Origin of the sequence: Pandoraea terrigena, from assembly GCF_902459705.1 — a bacterium.
Lineage (GTDB): Bacteria > Pseudomonadota > Gammaproteobacteria > Burkholderiales > Burkholderiaceae > Pandoraea > Pandoraea terrigena.
This window is the reverse complement of sequence record NZ_CABPRU010000014.1, coordinates 112,388-133,897: the sequence shown is the minus strand read 5'-3', so window position 1 is coordinate 133,897 and position 21,510 is coordinate 112,388. Positions and strand designations below refer to the sequence as shown.

The following is a 21,510-nucleotide window of genomic DNA, read 5'->3' as shown; positions in this document are numbered from 1 at the left end:
CGTCTTTCGTGACGGCGCGACAGGGTTCGCGCTGTTTGACTTATGTCACCTCGTCCCCTCACACACCGTGCAACATGCCGGCGATGGCGGCCGTGATGTCGTGCGTGCGCGAGTCGTGCTCGCGATGAATCATGCCGACCGTGCGCAGCAAGGGTGGGTCGGCAATCGTCACGATGCGCAATAGCGGGTCTGATTGCCAGTCGCCGCGATGCAACTGCGGCAGTACGGACACGCCGACGTTCTTGCGCACGAGCGCGACGATTGTCTCGATGGAGTTCAGTTCCAGGTATTCGGTCACACTGAGTTTCGCCGCGTGTAACGCCTGCTCGACCACCATGCCGGTGCGAACGCGCCGGTCGAAGCGCAGGAACGCGTGTTCGTCGAGGATGCGCTGCGGGTCGGATTCGGTAATGTCGCGATTCACGACCATGACCATCGGCTCGGTATAAAGGGGCGTCCATACCAGTCCGTCGACGCGTGCATCGTCGGCGCGCGCCACTACGGCGGCAATATCGACGTCGCCTTGTTCGACCAGATCGGTGAGTTCGTTCGAGCGTGCCGATGTGAGCCGCACATCGAGCCGCGGGTGCGCGGTCTTCAGTTCCGCCACGACCAGCGACAGTGCCCCGATGACCGACACCACGGCGCCGATCGTGACCGGGCCCTGCATGGCGTCAGCGGAGGTGGCGCTGAGTTCCGCAGTGAGCGCCAGGATCTGCTCGACACGCGGAAACAGATCGCGTCCCTGACGCGTGAGCGTGATCTGCCGACCCCGCCGGTCGAACAACCGCTGACCGACGGCGTCTTCGAGGCCGCGCATCTGCAGACTGACGGCTGCCTGCGTCAGCGCGGCACGCTCGGCGGCCGCGGCGAACGAGCCGGTTTGTGCCACCAACCGGAACGTCTTCAACATGCGCAGCGTAAGCATTGAGTGATTAAGAATAATTTACGAATGAAAAAGAAATATTAATATTTCTTTTGCGTGCGCGGAAGACATAATCGTGTCACGCACATCCCTCGCGACCGGCATGCCGGGACCGAGGGCAGGAAGACCGACCTACACAACGCGCCAATGACCATGCCCGCAGACGCTGGGCCGGTGCTCGATGTCACCGGACTGTCGCTGAAGTTCTCCAAAGCACCCGACGCGCCGAATCTGATCGACGGCGTCTCGTTTGCCGTGCATCCCGGCAAGACGCTGTGCATCGTCGGCGAATCGGGATGCGGCAAGAGCGTGACGTCGCTCGCCCTCATGGGGTTGCTGCCAAGCCCGCCCGCCAATGTCGTGGCGGGGCGCGCGCGGTTCGAAGGCCGGGATCTGCTGGCGCTGGGTGAGCGCGACTTTGCCGACCTGCGCGGCAATCGTCTCGCCATGATCTTCCAGGAGCCAATGACCTCGCTGAATCCCGCGTTCACCATTGGTCATCAGATCGAGGAAGGCATTCGGCGCCATCGCGGGCTGGATCGCCGCGCCGCACGCGCGGAGGCGCTCGAGATGCTCAAGCGGGTGCGTATCCCTGCACCCGAGACCCGGCTCGACAACTATGCGCATGAACTCTCCGGTGGCATGCGTCAGCGCGTGATGATTGCGATGGCGCTTGCCAATCGGCCCGCGCTGCTCATCGCCGACGAGCCGACCACCGCGCTCGATGTCACGATCCAGGCGCAGGTGCTGACCCTCATTCAGACCTTGCAGCGCGAAACGGGTACCGCCGTGGTGCTCATTACGCACGACCTGGGCGTGGTTGCCGAAGTCGCCGACGATGTCGCGGTGATGTACGCGGGGCGCATCGTGGAATACGGCACGGTCAATGAGATCTTCGACGATCCGCAGCATCCCTACACCATCGGGCTGATGGGCGCGATTCCCTCGATTGGCAAACGCGAGGGTACGCTCGCGACCATTCGCGGTGCGGTGCCGTCGCCGGAGCGCATGCCCGCTGGTTGCCGTTTTGCGCCGCGCTGCCCGTTTGCCGAAGCGCGTTGCACACGTGAAGCGCCTGTCGAGCGCACGCTCTCGGGCAAGCATCGCGTGGCCTGCTGGCTGGCGCCGGTTGAATCCCTGACGCCGCCCGCGTTCCCAATGGAAGAGGTCGCCCTATGAGCGCTCCATCCTCACCGCTCCCGCTGCTGGACGTGCGCGACCTGACCAAGCACTTCGGCGGTCATCGCGTCGGCTTTTCCCGTGCGCCCACGGTGTATGCCGTCAACGGCGTGTCGTTTGCCGTGCAGGCGGGTGAGACGTTCGCGATCGTGGGCGAATCCGGTTGCGGAAAATCCACGCTGGGACGACTGCTGCTGCGCCTGCTCGATGCCACGCGCGGCGAAGTGCGCTACCAGGGCGAGGACATCATGACGCTTGGCGCGAGCGCCATGCGTCGGCTGCGGCGCGAACTCCAGATTATCTTCCAGGACCCGTTCGCGTCGCTCAACCCGAGCATGACCGTGGGTGGACTGATTGGCGAGCCGATCGCGTTGCACGGCCTCGCGCGAGGCCGTGCCCGCGACGAGCGCGTGGCCGAGCTGCTGCGCACGGTCGGTCTGCAACCTGATTACGCGCAACGCTTCCCGCATGAATTCTCCGGCGGTCAGCGCCAGCGCATCGGCATTGCGCGAGCCCTCGCGGGAGAGCCGCGAGTGATCGTCGGCGACGAGCCGGTCTCGGCGCTCGATGTCTCCGTGCAAGCCCAGGTCATCAATCTGCTCGAACGCCTCAAGCACGACTTCGGCCTGACGCTCATCATGGTGGCCCACGACCTGGCGGTGATCCGCCACATGAGCGACCGCGTGGCGGTGATGTATCTGGGGGAAATTGTCGAGCTGGCCAGTGCCGACGCGCTTTTCGACATGCCGCTGCACCCCTACACGCAGGCGTTGCTGCAGGCGATCCCGGCGAGCGGTCCGCACCTGCGGCGCGAGCGCGCGCCGCTCGGCGGCGAATTGCCCAGCCCGACCGCGCCGCCGCCCGGCTGTCGCTTCCATCCGCGTTGCCCGCATGCGCGCGCCGCTTGCCGCGAGCAGAAGCCGGTCGACGAAGTGCTGCCCGACGGCCGGCAAGTCGCCTGTCATTTCTGGCGCGAGATCCAGAACGCCGGGGCGAGTCCCGCGCGCGCCGCGCCGCCCAGCGAAACCCTGAGCGCGCGCCTTGCGCTGTATCGCGCGCGCCAGGCCCGGGCCGATGCAGTCATTGGCGCATAACAACACTTTCTCCACACCATCTTCCACAAGAGGTCTCACGCATGCGAAAAGTTCTGCTCGATCTTGTTCTGGCGGCGTCATTGGCGACCGGCACAGCCGCTGCGATGGCGCAATCGACCCTTCGCATCGGCTTGCAGGAGGACATCGGGTCGCTCGATCCTGCACGCAGTTCGCAGGTCGTCGACCGCATGGTGCTGCGCTCGCTGTGCAGCTCGCTCGTCGATATCGACACCAATCTGAAATTCGTGCCGATGCTCGCCACTTCGTGGAGTGTGAGTGCCGACGGCAAGACCTGGACGTTCAAGCTGCGTCATGGGGTGAAGTTCCACGATGACGAGCCGTTCGATGCGCGCGCCGTCAAGGCAAACCTAGACCGTGCGCGAAGCCTGCCAGCGAGCAATCGCAAGAGCGAGCTGTCGTCCATCGATCACGTCGACGTCGTGGACGACGCCACCGTCAACATCGTGCTCAAGGCGCCGGATTCCGCGTTGCTCGCCGCGCTGTCGGACCGCGCGGGCATGATGCTTGCGCCCAAGACCCTGAGCGACGATGCCGCCGTGCAGTCTCACCCCGTGTGCTCCGGCCCTTACAAGTTCGTGCAGCGTGTGCAGAACGATCGCGTGGTACTGGAAAAATTCCCGGGCTACTGGGATGCGAACAAGTATCCGATACAGAAGGTTGTGTTCCTGCCGATTCCCGACACGACGGTGCGCCTGGCCAACGTGCGCTCGGGCTCGCTCGACATGCTCGAGCGCCTCGCGCCGTCGGACGTGGCCTCGGTCAAGCGCGATGCGAACCTGAACTTTGTCTCCATCGACGGGCTGGGTTACTACGGCCTGACGTTCAACGTGGCGGCCAACGCACCCAAGGCGTTGCGCGACAAGCGCGTGCGGCAGGCGTTCGATCTGGCAATCGATCGCGACGCTATCAACCACGTGATCGGCGGCGGCATCTTCACCCCGGCCAACCAGGCATTGCCGCGTTCGGGCCAGTACTACGACGCGTCGATCAAGACGACCAAGCGCGATGTCGTCAAGGCGAAAGCGCTGTTGAAAGCGGCAGGCTTCGAGAAGGTCAACGTGACGCTGAGCTTCGGCAACAACACGGTCTCCAACCAGATGGCGCAGATGCTGCAGGCAATGCTCGCCGAGGCGGGCATTGAACTGAAATTGCGGCCGATGGATTATGCGGCGGCGCTTGACGCCGCCCATCGCGGCGACTTCGACGTGCTCTACAACGGCTGGTCGGGACGTGTGGATCCGGACGGCAACCTGCATCAGTTCGTCACGTGCAAGGGCAACCTGAACTATGGCCAGTACTGCAATGCCGAGGTCGACAAGCTGCTCAACGAGGCGCGTGTGAAATCCAGCGTGGCGGAGCGCAAGCCGCTCTACGACGCGGCCGGCAAGATCCTGTCCGAGGAGAATCCCATCCTCTATCTGTATGTGCAGCCGTGGCCGTACGTGCTCAGCAAGAAGGTGCAGGGATTCGTCGCGTATCCGGACGGGCTGATCCGTCTGCGTGGCGTGAGCCTCAAGGGCTAATCCGGGCTTGCCCGGTATCACCAGGGACACAGGAGCCGTCATGCTTCGCCTCGTCATCCATCGTGTGTTGGTCGCGATACCCACGCTCATCATCGTGTCGATGATGATCTTCGGGCTGCAGAAGATGTTGCCCGGCGATCCCGTGCTCGCGATGGCTGGCGAGGATCAGAACCCGCAGGTCATCGCCGCGCTGCGCGAGAAGTATCACCTCGACAAGCCGCTACCCACGCAGTACGCGCTCTGGATGGGCGACGTGCTGCGCGGCAACCTCGGCAACTCGCTGCGCACGGGCGAACCGGTGACGACACTCATCGCGCAGAAGTTGCCTGTCACGCTGCAACTGGCGATGTTCGGGCTGGTGATTGCCATCGGCATCGGTATTCCGCTGGGCATTCTGTCGGCGGCCAACCGAGGCAAGGCCGTCGATTACGGCGCGAACGTGCTGGCCCTGTCGGGCATGTCGATCCCGAACTTCTGGCTCGGCATCCTGCTGATCTTCCTGGTTTCGGTACGTTGGCATTTGCTGCCGTCGTCGGGCTATGTGTCGCCCGGCGAAGACCTGTGGATGAGCTTCAAGACGATGGTCATGCCCGCGTTCGTGCTCGGGGCGGCGCTGGGAGCGCAGTTGATGCGCCACACGCGCAGCGCCATGCTCGGCGTGCTGCGCACCGACTACATTCGCACGGCGCGCGCCAAGGGGCTGTTGCGCGGCACCGTGGTGCTCAAGCATGCGCTGCGCAATGCCCTGATTCCCATTGTGACGGTGCTCGCGCTGCTCTTTGGCGAACTGCTCGCGGGCGCGGTGCTCACGGAACAGGTTTTCACGATCCCGGGCTTCGGCAAGCTGGTGGTCGATGCGGTGTTCAATCGTGATTATGCGGTGGTCCAGGGCGTGGTCCTGGTGACGGCCGTCAGCTTCATCGTGCTCAACCTCCTGGCCGACGTGCTCTACGTCTTGCTCAACCCGCGCCTGCGTCGCGCCTGAGATCTCTTCGAACATGGCCGCATTGCCCACGACTTCTACCGCATCGCCGACGTCCGACGGGGGCCGTCCCGCCACGGCCATAGCCAGCCCCGAACGGTTGCCGCGCCGTCGCCATCGCGGGCTGCGCAAGTTCGCACGTAACCGGGCGGCGGTCGTGGGAGCCATCATCGTGGCGTTCGCCGTGATCGTCGCGCTGTTCGCCCCGTGGCTGTCGCCGTACGATCCGATCGCCACGAGCTTCATGACGGTGCGTCAGGCACCGAGCGCGCTGCACTGGTTCGGCACGGACGAGCTGGGCCGCGACGTGCTCGCGCGCATGATCTTCGGCGCGCGTGCCTCGCTCGCGGCGGGCGTGGTGTCCGTGGGCATCGCGGTGATCGTTGGCGTACCGCTTGGCTTGCTCGCAGGGTACTTCGGCCGATGGGTCGATGCCATCGTCTCGCGCCTGGCCGACGCGCTGCTCTCCATCCCGTTCCTGATTCTCGCGATTGCGATGGCGGCGTTCCTCGGTGCGAGCCTGACGAATGCGATGATCGCCATCGGCGTGTCGGCCATGCCGCGTTTCGTGCGGCTCGCCCGCGCGCAGGCGCTGACCGTCAAGGCGGAAGAGTATGTGGAGGGCGCGCGAGCCATCGGACTGACGGACGCACGCATCATCGTGCGCTACATCCTGCCCAATGTGCTGCCGCCGATCATCGTGCAGGCGAGCCTGACGGTGGCCACCGCGATCATCGCGGAGGCAAGCCTGTCGTTCCTGGGGCTGGGGCAGTTGCCGCCGTCGCCGTCGTGGGGCTCGATGCTCAACACGGCCAAGGACTTCGTCGACCAGGCGCCCTGGATGTCCATTTTCCCCGGTATCGCCATTTTCCTGACGGTACTCGGTTTCAACCTGCTGGGTGACGGTTTGCGCGACGCGCTCGACCCGCGCGAGCAATAACGCGGCGCGAGAGACGAGCCTCGTCAGCCCTGCGGCCCGGCAGGCCTATTTCATCATTCGTTACAGAGCTATCAGCCAGTCCCATGACGCACTTCAATTGGCAGAATCCGTACCCGACGCCGCGCATGCCGGTGTTCGCCCGCAACATCGTGTCGACGTCGCATCCGCTGGCCGCCCAGGCCGGGTTGCGCATGCTGTGGCAGGGCGGCAATGCCGTCGACGCCGCGATTGCCGCCGCCGCCTGCATGACGATCGTCGAGCCGGTCTCCAACGGCCTGGGCGGCGATTGCTTCGCGTTGATCTGGGACGGCAAGGAACTACACGGCCTGAACGCTTCGGGGGTGGCACCGGCGGCGTGGAACGTCGACTACTTCCGCAAGAAATACGGCGAGCAGCATGGTATCGCCAAGCAGCCGATGCGCGGTCTCGACACCGTGACCGTGCCGGGCGTGATCGCGGGCTGGGAGGCGTTGCATGCGAAGTTCGGCAAGCTGCCGTTCGCGGATCTGATGGCGCCGGCGATCGAGATCGCCGAGCGTGGACACGCCGTGGCGCATATCGTCGCACGCAAATGGGCGGCGGCGGTGCCCGAACTCAAGGACTTTCCCGGTTACGCGCAGACCTTCATGCCGCACGGCCGTGCGCCGACCACGAGCGAAATGATCCGCATGCCGGGCCATGCGCGCACCTTGCGCCTGCTCGCCAAGGAAGGTCCGCGCGCGTACTACGAAGGCGAGATCGCCCAGCGCATCGCCGAATGGTCGGCGCAGCATGGCGGGGCGATGACGACCGACGATCTGCGTAATTACCGCGCCGACTGGGTCAAGCCCATCGAGAAGGATTATCGCGGGTACACCGTGCACGAGATTCCGCCGAACGGGCAGGGCATCGCCGCGCTCATGGCGCTGGGCATCCTGGAAAAATTCGATCTATCGCGAATGGCGGTCGATCGCGTGCATTCGCAACATTTGCAGATCGAGGCGATGAAGCTTGCGTTCGCCGATCTGTACAAATACGTCGCCGATCCGCGTTCGATGGAAGTGACCCCCGAGCAGATGCTCGACGACGCCTACCTGACCGCGCGCGCGAAGCTCATCGACCCCGGGCGTGCCTCGCAATTCGACTTCGGCATGCCGAAGGCCGGTGGCACGATCTACCTGTCGGCCGCCGACGAGCAGGGCATGATGGTGAGCTTCATCCAGTCGAACTACATGGGATTCGGCTCAGGCGTGGTGGTGCCCGACCTGGGCATCGCGCTGCAAAACCGGGGCTATGGCTTCTCCATGGATCCGAAGTCGGCCAATGTGGTGGAGGGCGGAAAGCGGCCATTCCACACCATCATTCCGGCGTTCCTCACGCAGAAGGTCGACGGCAAGCACGAGGCCGTGATGAGCTTCGGTGTGATGGGCGGCGATATGCAGCCGCAAGGCCACCTGCAATCGATCGTGCGGATGATCGACTACGGGCAGCAGCCCCAGGCGGCCTGCGACGCACCGCGCTGGAAGGTCAACCGCGACTTCACCGTGGACATCGAATCGACGCTCGACCGCGAGACGGTGGCCGGACTGGTCGCCATGGGCCACTCGTTGAAGTCCATCGACGACCCGTACATGGACTTCGGCTCGGGTCAGTATATCTGGCGTCTGGATCGCAACGATCCGGAGCGCGGCTACGTTGCCGCAAGCGATAGTCGTCGCGACGGTCTCGCCGCCGGCTACTGAGCCAGCGGTCTTGCCAGCAACGCCGGTGGCGCGGTGTGTATTGCACCGCGCGCCGGCGCTGTTTTCATGGGGCGTTGCGTACGCCGAAACGCATCGAAAAGCGGTGTTTGTGTGTGCTTACTCATCTCGGATTCCTACATGGAATTGCGGAGTGCGGAGCACATTAAGTTTCCGTTGATTCATCGAATCGTCACAGTCCACCGGCAATAATCACGTCGCACGAAGCCTATACCAACTAATTCGGCAACCGATCTACTGCGTCGAATCACGCGTGGCACCGGGGGCCGGTGCGACCCGGGGAAATGACGCCATGACGATCCGTCATCGAATTACGCTATTGGTGATCCTGACGTTTGTCGCGCTCTCGATCATCGGTGGTTACGCGGTCTACCAGACCCGCGCCAGCGCTCACAAGGTACGGCAGGTGACGGAAGGGGTGGTGCCGAGTGCACTCGCTTCCGCCGATCTCGTCTCGCAAGTCAAGGCGGTGCAGATCGCCACGATGACGCTGGTCTACGCGCAGGACGACACCGTCGTCCAACAGGCACTCGCCACACTCAAGACGCTGCGCGGCGATATCGATCAGTCGCTGACCCGCCAGGCCGACGGCGCGGCGAGCGTTGCGCAGAAGGGATTGGTGACCCAGGCCCGCGAGAGCGTCGAGAACTACTTCAACGCCATCAACGACACCGCCAAGCTCAAGCAGGCGGGCAAGACCGAGATGGCGCAGGCGTTCCTCTTCGCGATGGTCGCGCAGTATCGCGACGAACTCGAAGGGGTGGTCAATACGCTGCGCGTCGAGAAGACCCGCCAGCAGGACTCGGCCATCGCCACGCTCAACGACACGCTCTCGACCACCACGACGGCCATCGGCATCGTGACCGGGCTGGCGATCGTGCTGCTCACGGCCATCGGCGCGTTGTTGTACCGGCAGATCACGCGTCCGCTCTCGCGCATGCAGGCGATGATGAGCGAGATCGCGAACAGCCAGGACTTCACCCGTCGCGTGCCGGTCGGTCGCATGGATGAAATCGGGCACTCGATCGTAGCGTTCAACGGCATGATCGAGAAGATTCAGGAACGCTCGGTGCAGCTCAAGCAGAAGACGGCCGACATTCAGGCGATGTTGCAGAACATGCAGCAGGGCATTTTGACCGTGGTCGACGGCGCGCGAGTGCATGGCGAATATTCGGCCTATCTCGAAGCGATCTTCGAGACGCAGGACATCGCCGGGCGCCCCGTCATGGAACTGGTGTTCGGCGACAGCGATCTGGGCGCGGATGCGCTCTCGCAGGTCGGAGCCTCCGTCGACGCCTGCATTGGCCAGGATGCCATCAATTTTGCTTTCAACGAACACCTGCTGGTGGGCGAGATTGGAAAACGCATGCCGGATGGGCGCATCAAGCAACTCGATCTGACGTGGTCGGCGATCACCGATGAGAGCGACACGATCCTGCGCCTCATGCTGTGTGTGCGCGACGTGACGGAGCTGCGCGAACTCGCCGCGGAGGCCAGCGAGCAGAAGCAGCGGCTGGAGATGATCGGCGAGATTCTGTCGGTGAGCCAGGAGAAGTTCCATCACTTCATCGAAAGTTCGACCGGCTTCATCCGCGAGAACGAGCGCATTATCCGCAAGCACTCGCAGGCCGACAGCGCGGCCATTGCCGCGCTGTTTCGCAACATGCACACCATCAAGGGCAATGCACGCACGTACAACCTGCAGTACCTGACGAACGTCGTGCACGAGACGGAGCAGCGTTATCACGAGCTGCGCCAGCCGGACGTCGCGCGCCTGTGGGATCAGGATGGCCTGATGAGCGAACTCGAGCGTGTGCGCGAAGCCGTCGACACCTACGCGCACATCAACGAGATGAGTCTCGGCCGCAAAGGCCCGGGCAGGACGGCGGACGACCCGTCGATGGTGGTAGAGCGCGCCCACATCCGCGCGAGCCTGCGCATGCTCGAAGCAGCCGATCCGAACGATCTGCATCAACTGGTGGCCATGCGAGACGCCGTGCATCAGACCCTTCGCCTGCTGGGTACCGAGGGCGTGGGCGAAGCGCTGGGCGGTGTGCTCGACTCGCTGCCGTCGCTGGCGGGCGAACTCGGCAAACCGGCACCGGCCGTGCGCATCGACGACAACGGCTATCGCCTGCGCTCGCCCGCCGTGCCAATCCTGCGCGACGTATTCATGCACCTGCTGCGAAACTCGATGGATCACGGGCTGGAGGGCGCGGACGAGCGTCGTGCGAAGGGCAAGCCGGAGGCGGGCACCATCGGTATCGAAGTCGGTCTTGATCACAACATGCTGCAAGTCACGCTCACCGATGACGGCCGTGGGCTGGCGCTGCATCGTATTCGCAACATCGCCGTGCAGCGTGGCTGGATCACCGCCGAGACCTACGTGACGGACGAGCAGATCGCCCAGTTCATCTTCCGCCCGGGGTTCTCGACCGCGGCACAGGTCACCGAGGTGTCGGGGCGTGGTGTGGGCATGGATGCGGTGCAAGACTTCGTCCGTCGCGAACACGGCCGCATCGAACTGCGCTTCACCGATGAGCACAAGGGCGCCGAGTTCCGGCAGTTCCAGACAGTGGTGTGTCTGCCAGACACCTTTGTGGTCGACGGTTTCGATCTGAACAGCGTGGCTGCGGATGTCGCCGATAGACCGGCTCTGGATGCCGACGCGTCGCTTTCGGAGACAGTTTGAGCATGAACACCGTGCAATGGCTTTTGGCAGGTGGACTGGCCGGCGTGATCGGCGCGGGCGTCGTGGCGTTCGTTGCGCACCGCTGGCGTATGGCGCGGGCCACGGCGCACTGGCGGGCGCTGACCGAGGCCCATGACGAGGCGCTGACGCAGGCGCTCGAACGCGAGCGCCTGGCGATCGGCAGCCTCGACGTACAGAGGAAAGCGCACGACGAAGCGCTCGCCGTGCAGCAGGCGCACCTGGCGCAAGCCGAACAGGATCGGGAAGCGGCGCGCAAGTCCGAGGCCGCCGTGCTGGAGGCGAAGGGGCACTGGCAGGCCGAGGCCGAACGCATTGCCGGCGAGGCCGCGCGTCTGCGCGGACTGGCCGCAACCTTCGAGCGCTGGCACGAGCAGATGATCTCGCTCATGACGCAGAACCAGGACATGCACGCGAAGAATCACGAACTGTCGTCGATTGTCCGCCATGTGTTGATTGTGTCGCTCAATGCGTCCATCGAAGCGGCACGCGCGGGTTCGGCTGGCCGCGGCTTCGGCATTGTCGCCAGCGAAGTGCGCGAGCTCGCCACGCGCTCCGAAGCACTGTCGAAGAGCTATCGCGATAGCCTGCATCGCAACGACGTGACGACGACGGCGACGTTCCAGGACATCCAGGCGGGCGGCAAGATGATCGCGGCATCGCTCTCGAGCGTTGAAGCGCTCGCGCAACAGTTGCATTCCCGTCTTCACTAAGCCAGCAGGTTTCGTTGTGATCAGCGCTCACGCACGCGACAGTTTCGAACGCATTCTTCATAAAGCCGCACGCACCCGGCTCACTCGCTCGGCACACGCCGCGTGCGAAATCGTGCCGCTTTCGGTGCGCCAGGCCGATGCGGCGCCGACGGACATCGAAGTCGACCTGGCGGCACGGCACGCCAACGTGGTGGTGTTCACGATTTCGTCCATCGGCTTTCGCATGCTGCTGGTGCTGCACTTCGACGAGGACGACGCGACCGCGGCGTATTTCGCGGGTGACGATCGCGACAAGCCGTTTCGCGAGGTGTTCCTCGAGCTGGGCAATCTGTGCTGTGGGGCGATCAATCAAGAGTTGCTCAACTACTTTCCCGATCTGGGCATGTCGACGCCCTACGTGCTGAGCGCGCGATGCGTGCCGCACCTCGGGCAGCTCAAACCGAATTTCCTGTCCTCGTGGGACATCACGTTCGACGGGGCGGTGCATCTGGCAGTCACGCTGTGCGTTTGTGCGCATGCGCCGCTCGATTTCAACGCCGACGTCAGCGAGTCGCAGGACAGCAGCGGTGAACTGGAATTGTTTTGAAGTTGCAATGGTTTTGTCAGGCCTTAGGAAATCACGATAATGAACCGAAGCACCCCCCGCGAGTCGGTCAGCCAGTTTCTGATCCTCGATGAGAGCGTCGAGCACGAGTATCCCGCCGCGCTCGTGCGCGGAATGATCGATATCACCGATGGCGTGTTTCGTGGCCTGTTCGGCGACATCGCCGTACACTGCGAGCCGCCCGGCGTGGTGCGCGATCGCATCATCTTCGGCGAGGTCTTCAGCCTGATTCCGCTCGAGAGCGCCTGGTGCCGAGGCTACATGATGATGCAGGCCGAACAGGTCCCGTTCATGCAACTGCTCGAACACACGGGCCGTTGCGAAGGCCAGGCGGGCTTTCGCGAACTCAACGGCATGCTCGGCGAGTTGACAAACCTGATTTGGGGCGCGTTCAAGAACCGCTACATGGGCGATCCTTTGGCGGTTGGCCGCGCGCAGGTACAGGTGCCGCTGCTCATCAATCACAAGCAGAAGTACATCTCGTTCGGCACCGACAACCCGCAGTTGTGCTTCGTCTACCGCCTCACCGATCCGGTCAGCGGCCAGATCGTGACGTTGCACCAGCATTTCGTCTTCAGTCTCAATTGGTCGCCGGAAGCGTTCCGCGACGCCCCGCAGGCGAGCGCCGAGCCCGTCGAGACCGGGGCGCTGGAATTGTTCTGAGATCGCGGCGCGAACCTCTACTTCCTCTTACATACAAGGACAACACCATGTCGAAGATTCTCGTGGTCGACGATTCGAGCACCGTGCGCGACGAAGTCGCGGGTTTTCTGCGCAAGCATGGCCTGGACGTCGACACGGCCGTCGACGGCAAGGACGGCCTGGCCAAGATCAAGGCCAGCCCGGGCGTGAAGCTCATCATCAGCGACGTGAACATGCCGAACATGGACGGCCTGACGATGGTCGAGAAGATTCGCGGCGAACTCGCGAACCAGAGCGTCAACGTGGTGATGCTCACCACCGAGAGCAGCCCGGCCATGAAGGAGCGCGGCAAGGCGGCCGGTGTGAAGGGCTGGATCGTCAAGCCGTTCAAGGGCGACGCGGTGCTCGAGACGTTCCGTCGACTCGCTGGCTGAGGTCGCGCGCGAACCGTGCCGCCGCCCCCGGTTTGTGACGACCGGGCGAGCCGGGGGCCGCGCGCGCCACCGACTCGCCTCGCCGTGAGACCGTCGCCACCGCGCGACGGTGGCGTTACACTGCTGACTTTCCCGCACTACGCGAGCATTGACGCAGACCGTTTGCGCATTCTCGCCTTCTCACCATGAGCGTCGTCCCCCAGAAAAAGAAGCAGACCGCAGCCGCAGCCGCAGGTGCCAACGACAACGACGGCGAGAACGTCGTCTCGGCGCCGGACACCGACGTGTCCGAGGGGACATCGGGTTCGGCCGAGGTCCGGCCGCGTCGCACCAAGCTGCGTCTGACCTACGTCATCGCCAGCCTCGACCGGTTGCTGCGCCGCCACATGTCCGAAGCGCTTGCCCCACTCGGGCTGACGCTGGCCCAGTTCACCGCGCTCTCGGTGCTCGACGCTCGCGGCAAGCTCTCCAATGCGCAACTCGCCCAGCGCTCGTTCATCACGCCGCAGTCGGCCAACGAGGTCGTGAGTCTCATGGCCGGACGTCAGTGGATTACCCGCGAGCCCGATCCCAATCATGGCCGCATCGTGCTGTTGCAACTCACCGACGAAGGCCGCCGGGTGCTCGCGCAATGCGAGGCCGCCGCCAAGGAGATCGACGCGCGCATGCGTGCCGATGTGAGCCGCGAAGACGCAGCGGCCGTGCAACGCCATCTCGAAATGTTCGTGCGCAATCTGCGCGACTGACCCCGGGTTTGTCCCGACCTGCCGATGGCTTGTATTGTCAGGTAGCTTGATATTAAATGGAGTCCGTCGCCGGAGAGAAACGCGCGACCGGATCCCAGTGACACGGTAGGACGAAAGCGGATGTACGGCTCGCGCGGCATCTTCGCGCCTGCGGTACGTGCGCCCTTAATATCAGGTTTCCTGATTCATTGAGGCGCCTCGCCGTGCTTCGTCTCCGGTGTCGGCTGACTGCGCATCAGGTGCTGCCCGCGCAGGGTGGCGACCGAAGTCCATGAAGAAGATCACAGGAGACACCATGAAATCGAATCATGAGGGCAGCGCGCAAGCGTTGCCGTTGGGGGCGGAGGGCGCCGCGCATGTGGCCAGTCCGGTGGCGCTCACGCTGGCGTTGTGCTTTGCCGTCGCGCTGCTCGAAGGCCTCGACCTGCAATCGGTCGGGGTGGCGGCGCGCGGTATGTCCAAGGAGTTCGGACTGAGCGTCGCGCAGATGGGACTCGCCTTCTCGGCGGGCACTTTCGGGCTGCTGCCTGGCGCGATGGTGGGGGGGCGCCTGGCCGACAGCATCGGCCGCAAGCGCGTGCTGATGCTCTCGGCGGCTGTCTTCGGCGTGTTGTCGATCGCCACGGCGTTCGTGTCGGACTTCTGGATGCTGGTGATCGTGCGCGTGTTGACGGGCATCGGTCTGGGCGGTGCCATGCCGAACCTGATTGCGTTGTCGTCGGAAGCCGTGGCGCCGCGCCTGCGTGGCACGGCAGTGAGCATCATGTATTGCGGGATTCCGCTCGGGGGCGGCATTGCCGCGACCATCGGCATGCTGGCGGTGAGCGACGCCGACTGGCGGCATATCTTCTACACAGGCGGCGTCGGCCCGCTGCTGCTCTTGCCGTTGCTGGCGTGGTGTTTGCCGGAGTCTCGCGCATTTGCGGCCGCGACCTCGCAACGCCAACGTGCCACGCCAGCGCCGATGATGACGGTGCTGTTCTCGGAAGGTCGCGGCATCTCGACGGTTCAGCTCTGGCTGTCCTACTTCTGCACGTTGATCGTGCTGTACTTCCTGCTCAACTGGCTGCCGTCGCTCATGGGGGCGCGCGGCCTGGCGCGCGGCGATATCGGCTGGGTGCAGATTCTCTTCAACGTGGGCAGCGCCGTCGGCGTGCTCGCCCTCGGCTACCTGATGGATCGCGCGCGCATGTCGCTCGTGATCGGCGGCATGTATCTGGGCATGATCGCCTCGCTCGTCGGGCTCGCCGCAGCGCAGGGCTTCGGTGTACTGGCGACGGCGGCGTTTTTTGCGGGCATGTTCATCATCGGCGGCCAGTCGGTGCTCTACGCGCTCGCCGCTGCCTACTACCCGACCGCCATGCGTGGCACGGGCGTGGGGGCAGCCGTGGCCTTCGGGCGCATCGGCTCGGTGGTCGGGCCGCTCGCAGCCGGCATGTTGCTCGCTGTGGGCAGCAGTGCCGCCCTGGTGATCGGCGCGAGCATTCCCGTGACGATCGTCGCCGCCCTTGCTGCTCTCATGCTCATTCGTCGTCCCCGCGCGGCTGACTGATTCGGCGTCACGCCAGTCGGCTTCGCTTGCGCGCGACGGGCGGCGCCTGGCTGCGCCGTCGCGCATTTTCTTGCGCGGTTACCGCGCATGTCTGCCGTCCCAGGTTTGCCCACACCTATAACAACTATCGTTTGGAGACTCACATGGCACTTCCCTACCGCGCTCATGCGCTCGCTTCATTGGCGGTGGCTGCCGCGCTGGCAGCGCCTGGTATCGCTAGCGCGCAATCAAATATCACGCTGTACGGCATCGTCGACACCGGGATCGAGTACGTCTCGCACGCCAGTGTGAACGGTGCCGTGTGGCGCATGCCGGGTGTGACCGGCGAGTTTCCGTCGCGCTGGGGCCTGCGCGGCACGGAAGACCTCGGCGGCGGGCTGGCGGCGATCTTCCAGCTCGAGAGCGGCTTCAACCTGCGTGGCGGCGATCTCGGGCAGGGCGGGCGCCTGTTCGGGCGTCAGGCCTTCGTGGGCGTGAAGGGACCGTACGGCACCCTGTCGTTCGGCCGCCAGTACACCATGACGTACTTCGCACTGCTGGGATCCGATGTCCTCGGCCCCGACATCTACGGCATGGGCTCGTTCGACGCATACGTCCCCAACGCGCGCACCGACAATTCGGTCACGTATCAGGTCGGCTGGCAGGGGCTGAGCTTCGGTGCAGGGTATTCGTTTGGCCGCGACGCGGCGGGCACGGGCAATTCGCCGGGGCAGGGCACTTGCGCCGGACAGGTGCCGGGGCAGTCGGTGCAATGCCGGGATTGGTCGATGATGCTCAAGTACGACGCGAACAACTTCGGCGTGGCCGCGTCGTATGAAGAGCAACGCGGCGGCACCAATGCGGCGGCCAACTTCTTCGACGGACAGCCCACCTCGGCATTCACCCGCAGCGCAGACAAGGACACCCGCACCACCCTCGGTGCGTACTACAAGTACGGGGCGCTCAAGGTGGGGGGCGGCTGGCTGGGCCGTCGTGTGTCGACCGCCGCCATCAACACGCACGCGAACCTTTTCTATCTGGGCGCGGCATACAACATCACACCGGTGTGGCTCGTCGACGGCGAGGTCTACCGTATCGTGAACAGCGATCACGACACGCGGGGCACGATGACCACGCTGCGCGCCACGTACTCGCTCTCGGTGCGCACCGCGGTGTACGCGCAGGTGGCCTACCTCTTCAACAGCGCCCACGCAGCGTATTCGGTCAGCGGCGGGGGCGGCGGCACCACGCCGCCTGCCGGCGAGGGCCAGGCCGGCGTGATGCTCGGCATGCGTCATACCTTCTGAAATCTCGAGATCAGGGTTATCACTGAACGCGCGGCACTTGCAATGTAAGGTTACCTGATATTAAATGTGTCTGTCGGCAACACCGCGCGTCACTCCCGACGCGCGGCGCAGGTTGCCCGGGACACCTGGAAATTACGCAAAATGAACGCATACGAAGGACGCTGGAAGACGATCGACGTGAAGGTGGACGGCGGTATTGGCTGGGTCACCTTCAATCGCCCGGAAAAACGTAACGCGATGAGCCCGACGCTCAACACCGAGATGATCCAGGTGCTCGACGCGCTCGAACTCGACGCCGACGCTCGGGTTGTCGTACTCACGGGCGCGGGCGCTGCGTGGACGGCGGGCATGGATCTGAAGGAATACTTCCGCGAGATCGACGGTGGACTCGAAGTCGTCCAGGAGCGCGTGCGCCGCGACGCCTCCGATTGGCAATGGCGCCGCCTGCGCATGTACGCCAAGCCGACCATCGCGATGGTCAACGGCTGGTGCTTTGGTGGTGGCTTCTCGCCGCTGGTGGCTTGCGACCTGGCGATCGCCGCCGACGAGGCCGTCTTTGGCCTGTCGGAAATCAACTGGGGCATTCCGCCGGGCAATCTGGTGAGCAAGGCCATGGCCGATACGGTAGGACATCGCCGCGCGCTGCATTACATCATGACCGGTGACACATTCACCGGCGTGGAAGCGGCGGACATGGGCCTGGTGAATCAGAGCGTGCCGCTTGCCCAACTGCGCGATGCCACGCTGGCACTGGCCGCCAAGCTGCTGGAAAAGAATCCGGTGGTGCTGCGCGCGGCGAAGCATGGCTTCAAGCGTTCGCGTGAGCTGACGTGGGAGCAGTGCGAAGACTACCTGTACGCCAAGCTCGATCAGGCCCAGTTGCGCGATCCGGAACATGGGCGCGAGCAGGGCTTGAAGCAGTTCCTCGACGACAAGGCGATCAAGCCGGGTCTGCAGGCCTACAAGCGCTGAGACGCGACGTTCATCAGTGACCGGAGAGAGGAAGAGCGCAATGCATGAAGTGCAGATGCTGATCGGTGGCCAGTGGCGTGGCGCGCAGGGTGGAGCGACGTTCGAGCGCGTCGATCCGGTGACGGGCGAAATCGCCACACGGGCGCCGGCTGCCACGCTGGCGGATGCCGACGCGGCTGTCGATGCGGCCCAGGCGGCCTTTCCCGCCTGGGCGGCGCTGTCGCCGACGGCGCGTCGCCAACGCTTGCTCGCGGCCGCCGAGCGCATGGACGCGCGCGCGGCAGAGTTCATCGCCATCGGGGCTGCCGAGACCGGCGCGATGGCCAACTGGTACGGCTTCAACGTCATGCTCGCGGCCAACATGTTGCGCGAAGCGGCGGCCATGACCACGCAGATCGACGGCAGTGTCATCCCGAGCGACGTGCCCGGCAGTCTCGCGATGGCGGTGCGCGCGCCGGTCGGTGTGGTGCTCGGCATCGCCCCGTGGAATGCGCCGGTGATCCTGGCGACGCGCGCGCTCGCCATGCCGCTTGCGTGCGGCAACACGGTCGTGCTCAAGGCGTCGGAGCAATGCCCCGGCGTGCATGCATTGATCGGCGCATGTCTGCACGATGCGGGGCTGGGCGACGGGGTGGTCAATGTCGTGACGAACGCGCCGCAGGACGCGGGCGAGATCGTGGCACGACTCATTGCGCATCCGGCCGTCCGACGCGTGAACTTTACCGGCTCGACGCACGTCGGTCGTATCATCGCGCGCCTCGCCGCGGAGCATCTCAAGCCGGCGCTGCTGGAACTGGGCGGCAAGGCCCCGGTGCTCGTGCTCGATGACGCGGATCTGGACGCCGCGGTCGACGGCATTGCGTTCGGCGCATTCTTCAATCAGGGGCAGATCTGCATGTCGACCGAGCGGGTGATCGTCGATGCGGGCATCGCGGATGCCTTCGTCGAGAAGCTCACGGCGAAGGCGGCGACGTTGCGCGCCGGGGCGCCGACGTCGCCCGACAGCGTGCTCGGTGCGATGGTGAGTGCGCAGGCGGCATCGCGTGTGGCGGCGCTGGTGGACGATGCCCGCGCGCACGGCGCGCATCTGCCGCTGGGGTGCCGCGTCGACGGCGCGATCATGCAGGCGACGATTGTCGACGGCGTGACCCCGGCGATGCGCCTGTATCGCGAGGAGTCGTTCGGTCCGGTGGTGACGATCCAGCGTGTGAACGGCGACGACGAGGCCGTGCGCGCGGCCAACGATAGCGAGTTCGGCTTGTCGGCCGCCATCTTCAGCCGAGATGTGTCGCGTGCGCTGCAATTGGCCAAGCGCATCGAATCGGGCATCTGCCACATCAACGGCCCGACCGTGCACGATGAAGCGCAGATGCCGTTCGGTGGCGTGAAGTCCAGTGGCTATGGCCGTTTCGGCAGCAAGGCGTCGATTGGCGAATTCACGGAACTGCGCTGGATCACGGTGCAGACCACGCCGCGCCATTACCCGATCTGATCGTTCGCAGGATGAGGCTGTGCCCGCGCGCGGACGCTACCGAGAGAGCGCCGCGGCGGGATCGAAGCAGGAGACAGTGTTTTGAATCAAGGCAACACTACAGCCGTCACGCAAGACGTGGTGGCGCATCGCTACCGCCAGGTCGCCATCGGTAACCCGGGGGTCGACGTGATTCGCGATGGCGAATGCTGGTATCTGCGCTCGCGCGAGCCGCTCGGCGACTTTCCGCAGCGGCTCACAGACCGGCTCGTCTCGGGCGCCGACCAGCACCCGGAGCGGTGGCTCGTGGCGCGACGCGGCCCCGACGGTGAATGGATCGGCATCACGTATGCGCAGATGCTGCAGCGTGCGCGCGCCATTGGTCAGGCATTGCGCGATCGCGGAATGTCGCCGCAACGCCCCATCGCGATCCTCTCCGGCAACGACCTCGAACATTTCCAGCTCGCCCTCGGGGCGATGTACGCCGGTGTGCCGTTCGCGCCGATTTCCCCGGCGTATTCCATCGTGTCGACGGACTTCGGGAAGCTGCGTCATACGTTGGGATTGCTGCGCCCGGGACTGGTGTATGCGACTGACGAGCGCGCCTACGGTCGCGCCATGGATGCCGTGCTTGACGACAATGTCGTACGCGTCACCGCGCGCGGCGACGAGGGCACGCTGGCCTTCGATGCACTGCTCGATACCGTGCCACGCGACATCGACGCCATTCACGCGCAAGTCAACGGCGACACCGTCGCCAAGATCCTCTTCACGTCCGGTTCGACCCGCCAGCCGAAGGCGGTGCCGACTACCCAGCGAATGCTGTGCAGCAACCAGCAGATGTTGCTGCAAACGTTCCCGACCTTCGGCGAGGTACCGCCCGTGCTGGTCGACTGGTTGCCGTGGAATCACACCTACGGCGGCAGCCACAACGTCGGCATCGCGCTTTACAACGGCGGCACGCTGTACATCGACGACGGCAAACCGGTGGCGGGCAAGTTCGAGGAGACGTTGCGCAATCTGCGAGAGATCTCGCCGACCGTGTATTTCAACGTTCCGAAGGGATGGGAGGACCTCGCCATCGCACTGGAGAACGACGCCGCCCTGCGCGAGCGCTTCTTCGCCCGTGTGAATCTCTACTTCTTCGGCGGTGCCGGGCTGTCTCAGGCGGCCTGGGACCGACTTGAGCGCGTGACCGAGGCGCATTGCGGCGAGCGCATCCGGATCATGTCGGGGTTGGGGATGACGGAAACGTCGCCGAGCTGCATGTTCACCACCGGGCCGGTCATGCGCGCGGGCTACATTGGCTTGCCCGCGCCCGGCTGCGAAGTGAAGCTCGCGCCGGTCGGCGGCAAGCGCGAAGTGCGCTTTCGCGGACCGAACGTCATGGCCGGCTATTGGCGTCACCCGCCGGCCGATCCGGTGTTCGACGACGAGGGCTACTACTGCACCGGCGATGCCGCCACGTTCGTCGACGCGCAGCACCCGGAGGTCGGCCTGCAATTCGACGGACGCATCACCGAAGATTTCAAGCTCAGTTCCGGCACGTTCGTGAGTGTGGGGCCATTGCGGGCTCGCGTGATCTCGGACGGGGCGCCCTATGTGCAGGATGCGGTCGTCACCGGCATCAACCGTGACGATATCGGCTTGATGGTGTTCCCGCGTGTCGAGGATTGCCGGCGGCTGAGCGGTCTGCCGTCGCAGGCGCCGCTGGGCGAGGTGCTGGCAAGCGGCCCCGTGCGTGAAGCGTTCTCGGCATTGCTCGCACGGCTCAACGCAAGTGCCGGCGGTAGCGCCACTTATGTCGCGCGCCTCATATTGCTCGACACCGCGCCTTCGCTCGACCGGGGCGAAGTCACCGACAAGGGATCGATCAACCAGCGGGCCGTGCAGGACCAGCGTGCCGCGACCGTCGATGCGTTGCACGCCGCTCAAGCGGGCGACGCGCGCGTCATCCTCGCTCCTGCGAGGCGTTGA

The 21,510-nt window shown here is 64.9% G+C and carries 18 protein-coding genes; 17 read left to right on the top strand and 1 reads right to left on the bottom strand.

The annotated features are described in order from the left end of the window. Positions 1-58: 58 nt before the first annotated feature. Complete coding sequence (locus PTE31013_RS21935; RefSeq protein ID WP_150614756.1) at positions 59-928, bottom strand: LysR substrate-binding domain-containing protein; 870 nt, start codon at positions 926-928, stop codon at positions 59-61. Positions 929-1,078: 150 nt separating this feature from the next. Between PTE31013_RS21935 and PTE31013_RS21930 the strand changes: the two genes are divergently transcribed. The 17 genes from PTE31013_RS21930 to PTE31013_RS21850 all read left to right on the top strand — a co-directional run bounded on the left by PTE31013_RS21930 (position 1,079) and on the right by PTE31013_RS21850 (position 21,510). Beyond that, positions 1,079-2,104: an ABC transporter ATP-binding protein gene (locus PTE31013_RS21930; RefSeq protein WP_425495583.1), complete on the top strand. Its 1,026-nt coding sequence runs from the start codon at positions 1,079-1,081 to the stop codon at positions 2,102-2,104. Then, the gene (locus PTE31013_RS21925; protein WP_150614754.1) at positions 2,101-3,198 is read left to right on the top strand and encodes an ABC transporter ATP-binding protein; all 1,098 of its coding nucleotides are present in this window, start codon (positions 2,101-2,103) and stop codon (positions 3,196-3,198) included. Before PTE31013_RS21930 ends, PTE31013_RS21925 begins: the two co-directional genes overlap by 4 nt. A gap of 41 nt (positions 3,199-3,239) precedes the next feature. Next, positions 3,240-4,742 (top strand): ABC transporter substrate-binding protein, encoded by a 1,503-nt coding sequence (locus tag PTE31013_RS21920; protein WP_150614753.1) that lies wholly within the window; start codon positions 3,240-3,242, stop codon positions 4,740-4,742. Between the two features lie 40 nt (positions 4,743-4,782). Continuing rightward, positions 4,783-5,727 (top strand): ABC transporter permease, encoded by a 945-nt coding sequence (locus PTE31013_RS21915; RefSeq protein WP_150614752.1) that lies wholly within the window; start codon positions 4,783-4,785, stop codon positions 5,725-5,727. 13 nt (positions 5,728-5,740) lie between these two features. Then, positions 5,741-6,664, top strand: a complete 924-nt coding sequence (locus PTE31013_RS21910; RefSeq protein ID WP_174978669.1) for an ABC transporter permease — start codon at positions 5,741-5,743, stop codon at positions 6,662-6,664. A gap of 83 nt (positions 6,665-6,747) precedes the next feature. Beyond that, positions 6,748-8,385 (top strand): gamma-glutamyltransferase family protein, encoded by a 1,638-nt coding sequence (locus tag PTE31013_RS21905; RefSeq protein ID WP_150614751.1) that lies wholly within the window; start codon positions 6,748-6,750, stop codon positions 8,383-8,385. A gap of 310 nt (positions 8,386-8,695) precedes the next feature. Next, positions 8,696-11,095 carry an MCP four helix bundle domain-containing protein gene (locus tag PTE31013_RS21900; RefSeq protein ID WP_150614750.1) on the top strand — a complete coding sequence of 800 codons (2,400 nt, stop codon included), beginning with the start codon at positions 8,696-8,698 and terminating at the stop codon, positions 11,093-11,095. A 2-nt stretch (positions 11,096-11,097) separates the two neighbouring features. Beyond that, complete coding sequence (locus PTE31013_RS21895; protein ID WP_150614749.1) at positions 11,098-11,826, top strand: methyl-accepting chemotaxis protein; 729 nt, start codon at positions 11,098-11,100, stop codon at positions 11,824-11,826. 16 nt (positions 11,827-11,842) lie between these two features. Further along, positions 11,843-12,412, top strand: a complete 570-nt coding sequence (locus tag PTE31013_RS21890; protein WP_150614748.1) for a hypothetical protein — start codon at positions 11,843-11,845, stop codon at positions 12,410-12,412. A gap of 39 nt (positions 12,413-12,451) precedes the next feature. Further along, a complete protein-coding gene (locus PTE31013_RS21885) occupies positions 12,452-13,093 on the top strand; it encodes a chemotaxis protein CheX (protein ID WP_150614747.1) in 642 nt (213 codons plus the stop codon). 47 nt (positions 13,094-13,140) lie between these two features. Beyond that, positions 13,141-13,506, top strand: coding sequence for a response regulator (locus PTE31013_RS21880; RefSeq protein ID WP_150614746.1), 366 nt, complete (start codon positions 13,141-13,143; stop codon positions 13,504-13,506). A gap of 185 nt (positions 13,507-13,691) precedes the next feature. Beyond that, positions 13,692-14,252 (top strand): MarR family winged helix-turn-helix transcriptional regulator, encoded by a 561-nt coding sequence (locus PTE31013_RS21875; RefSeq protein ID WP_150614745.1) that lies wholly within the window; start codon positions 13,692-13,694, stop codon positions 14,250-14,252. 295 nt (positions 14,253-14,547) lie between these two features. Then, positions 14,548-15,804 carry a 3-(3-hydroxy-phenyl)propionate transporter MhpT gene (mhpT, locus tag PTE31013_RS21870; protein WP_150614744.1) on the top strand — a complete coding sequence of 419 codons (1,257 nt, stop codon included), beginning with the start codon at positions 14,548-14,550 and terminating at the stop codon, positions 15,802-15,804. A 143-nt stretch (positions 15,805-15,947) separates the two neighbouring features. Next, on the top strand, positions 15,948-17,090 hold the full coding sequence (locus PTE31013_RS21865) for a porin (protein ID WP_150614743.1): 1,143 nt from the start codon (positions 15,948-15,950) through the stop codon (positions 17,088-17,090). Positions 17,091-17,231: 141 nt separating this feature from the next. Next, positions 17,232-18,062, top strand: coding sequence for a p-hydroxycinnamoyl CoA hydratase/lyase (locus PTE31013_RS21860; protein WP_150614742.1), 831 nt, complete (start codon positions 17,232-17,234; stop codon positions 18,060-18,062). 40 nt (positions 18,063-18,102) lie between these two features. Beyond that, positions 18,103-19,554, top strand: coding sequence for an aldehyde dehydrogenase (locus PTE31013_RS21855; protein WP_150614741.1), 1,452 nt, complete (start codon positions 18,103-18,105; stop codon positions 19,552-19,554). A gap of 60 nt (positions 19,555-19,614) precedes the next feature. Beyond that, positions 19,615-21,510: a feruloyl-CoA synthase gene (locus PTE31013_RS21850; RefSeq protein WP_425495585.1), complete on the top strand. Its 1,896-nt coding sequence runs from the start codon at positions 19,615-19,617 to the stop codon at positions 21,508-21,510.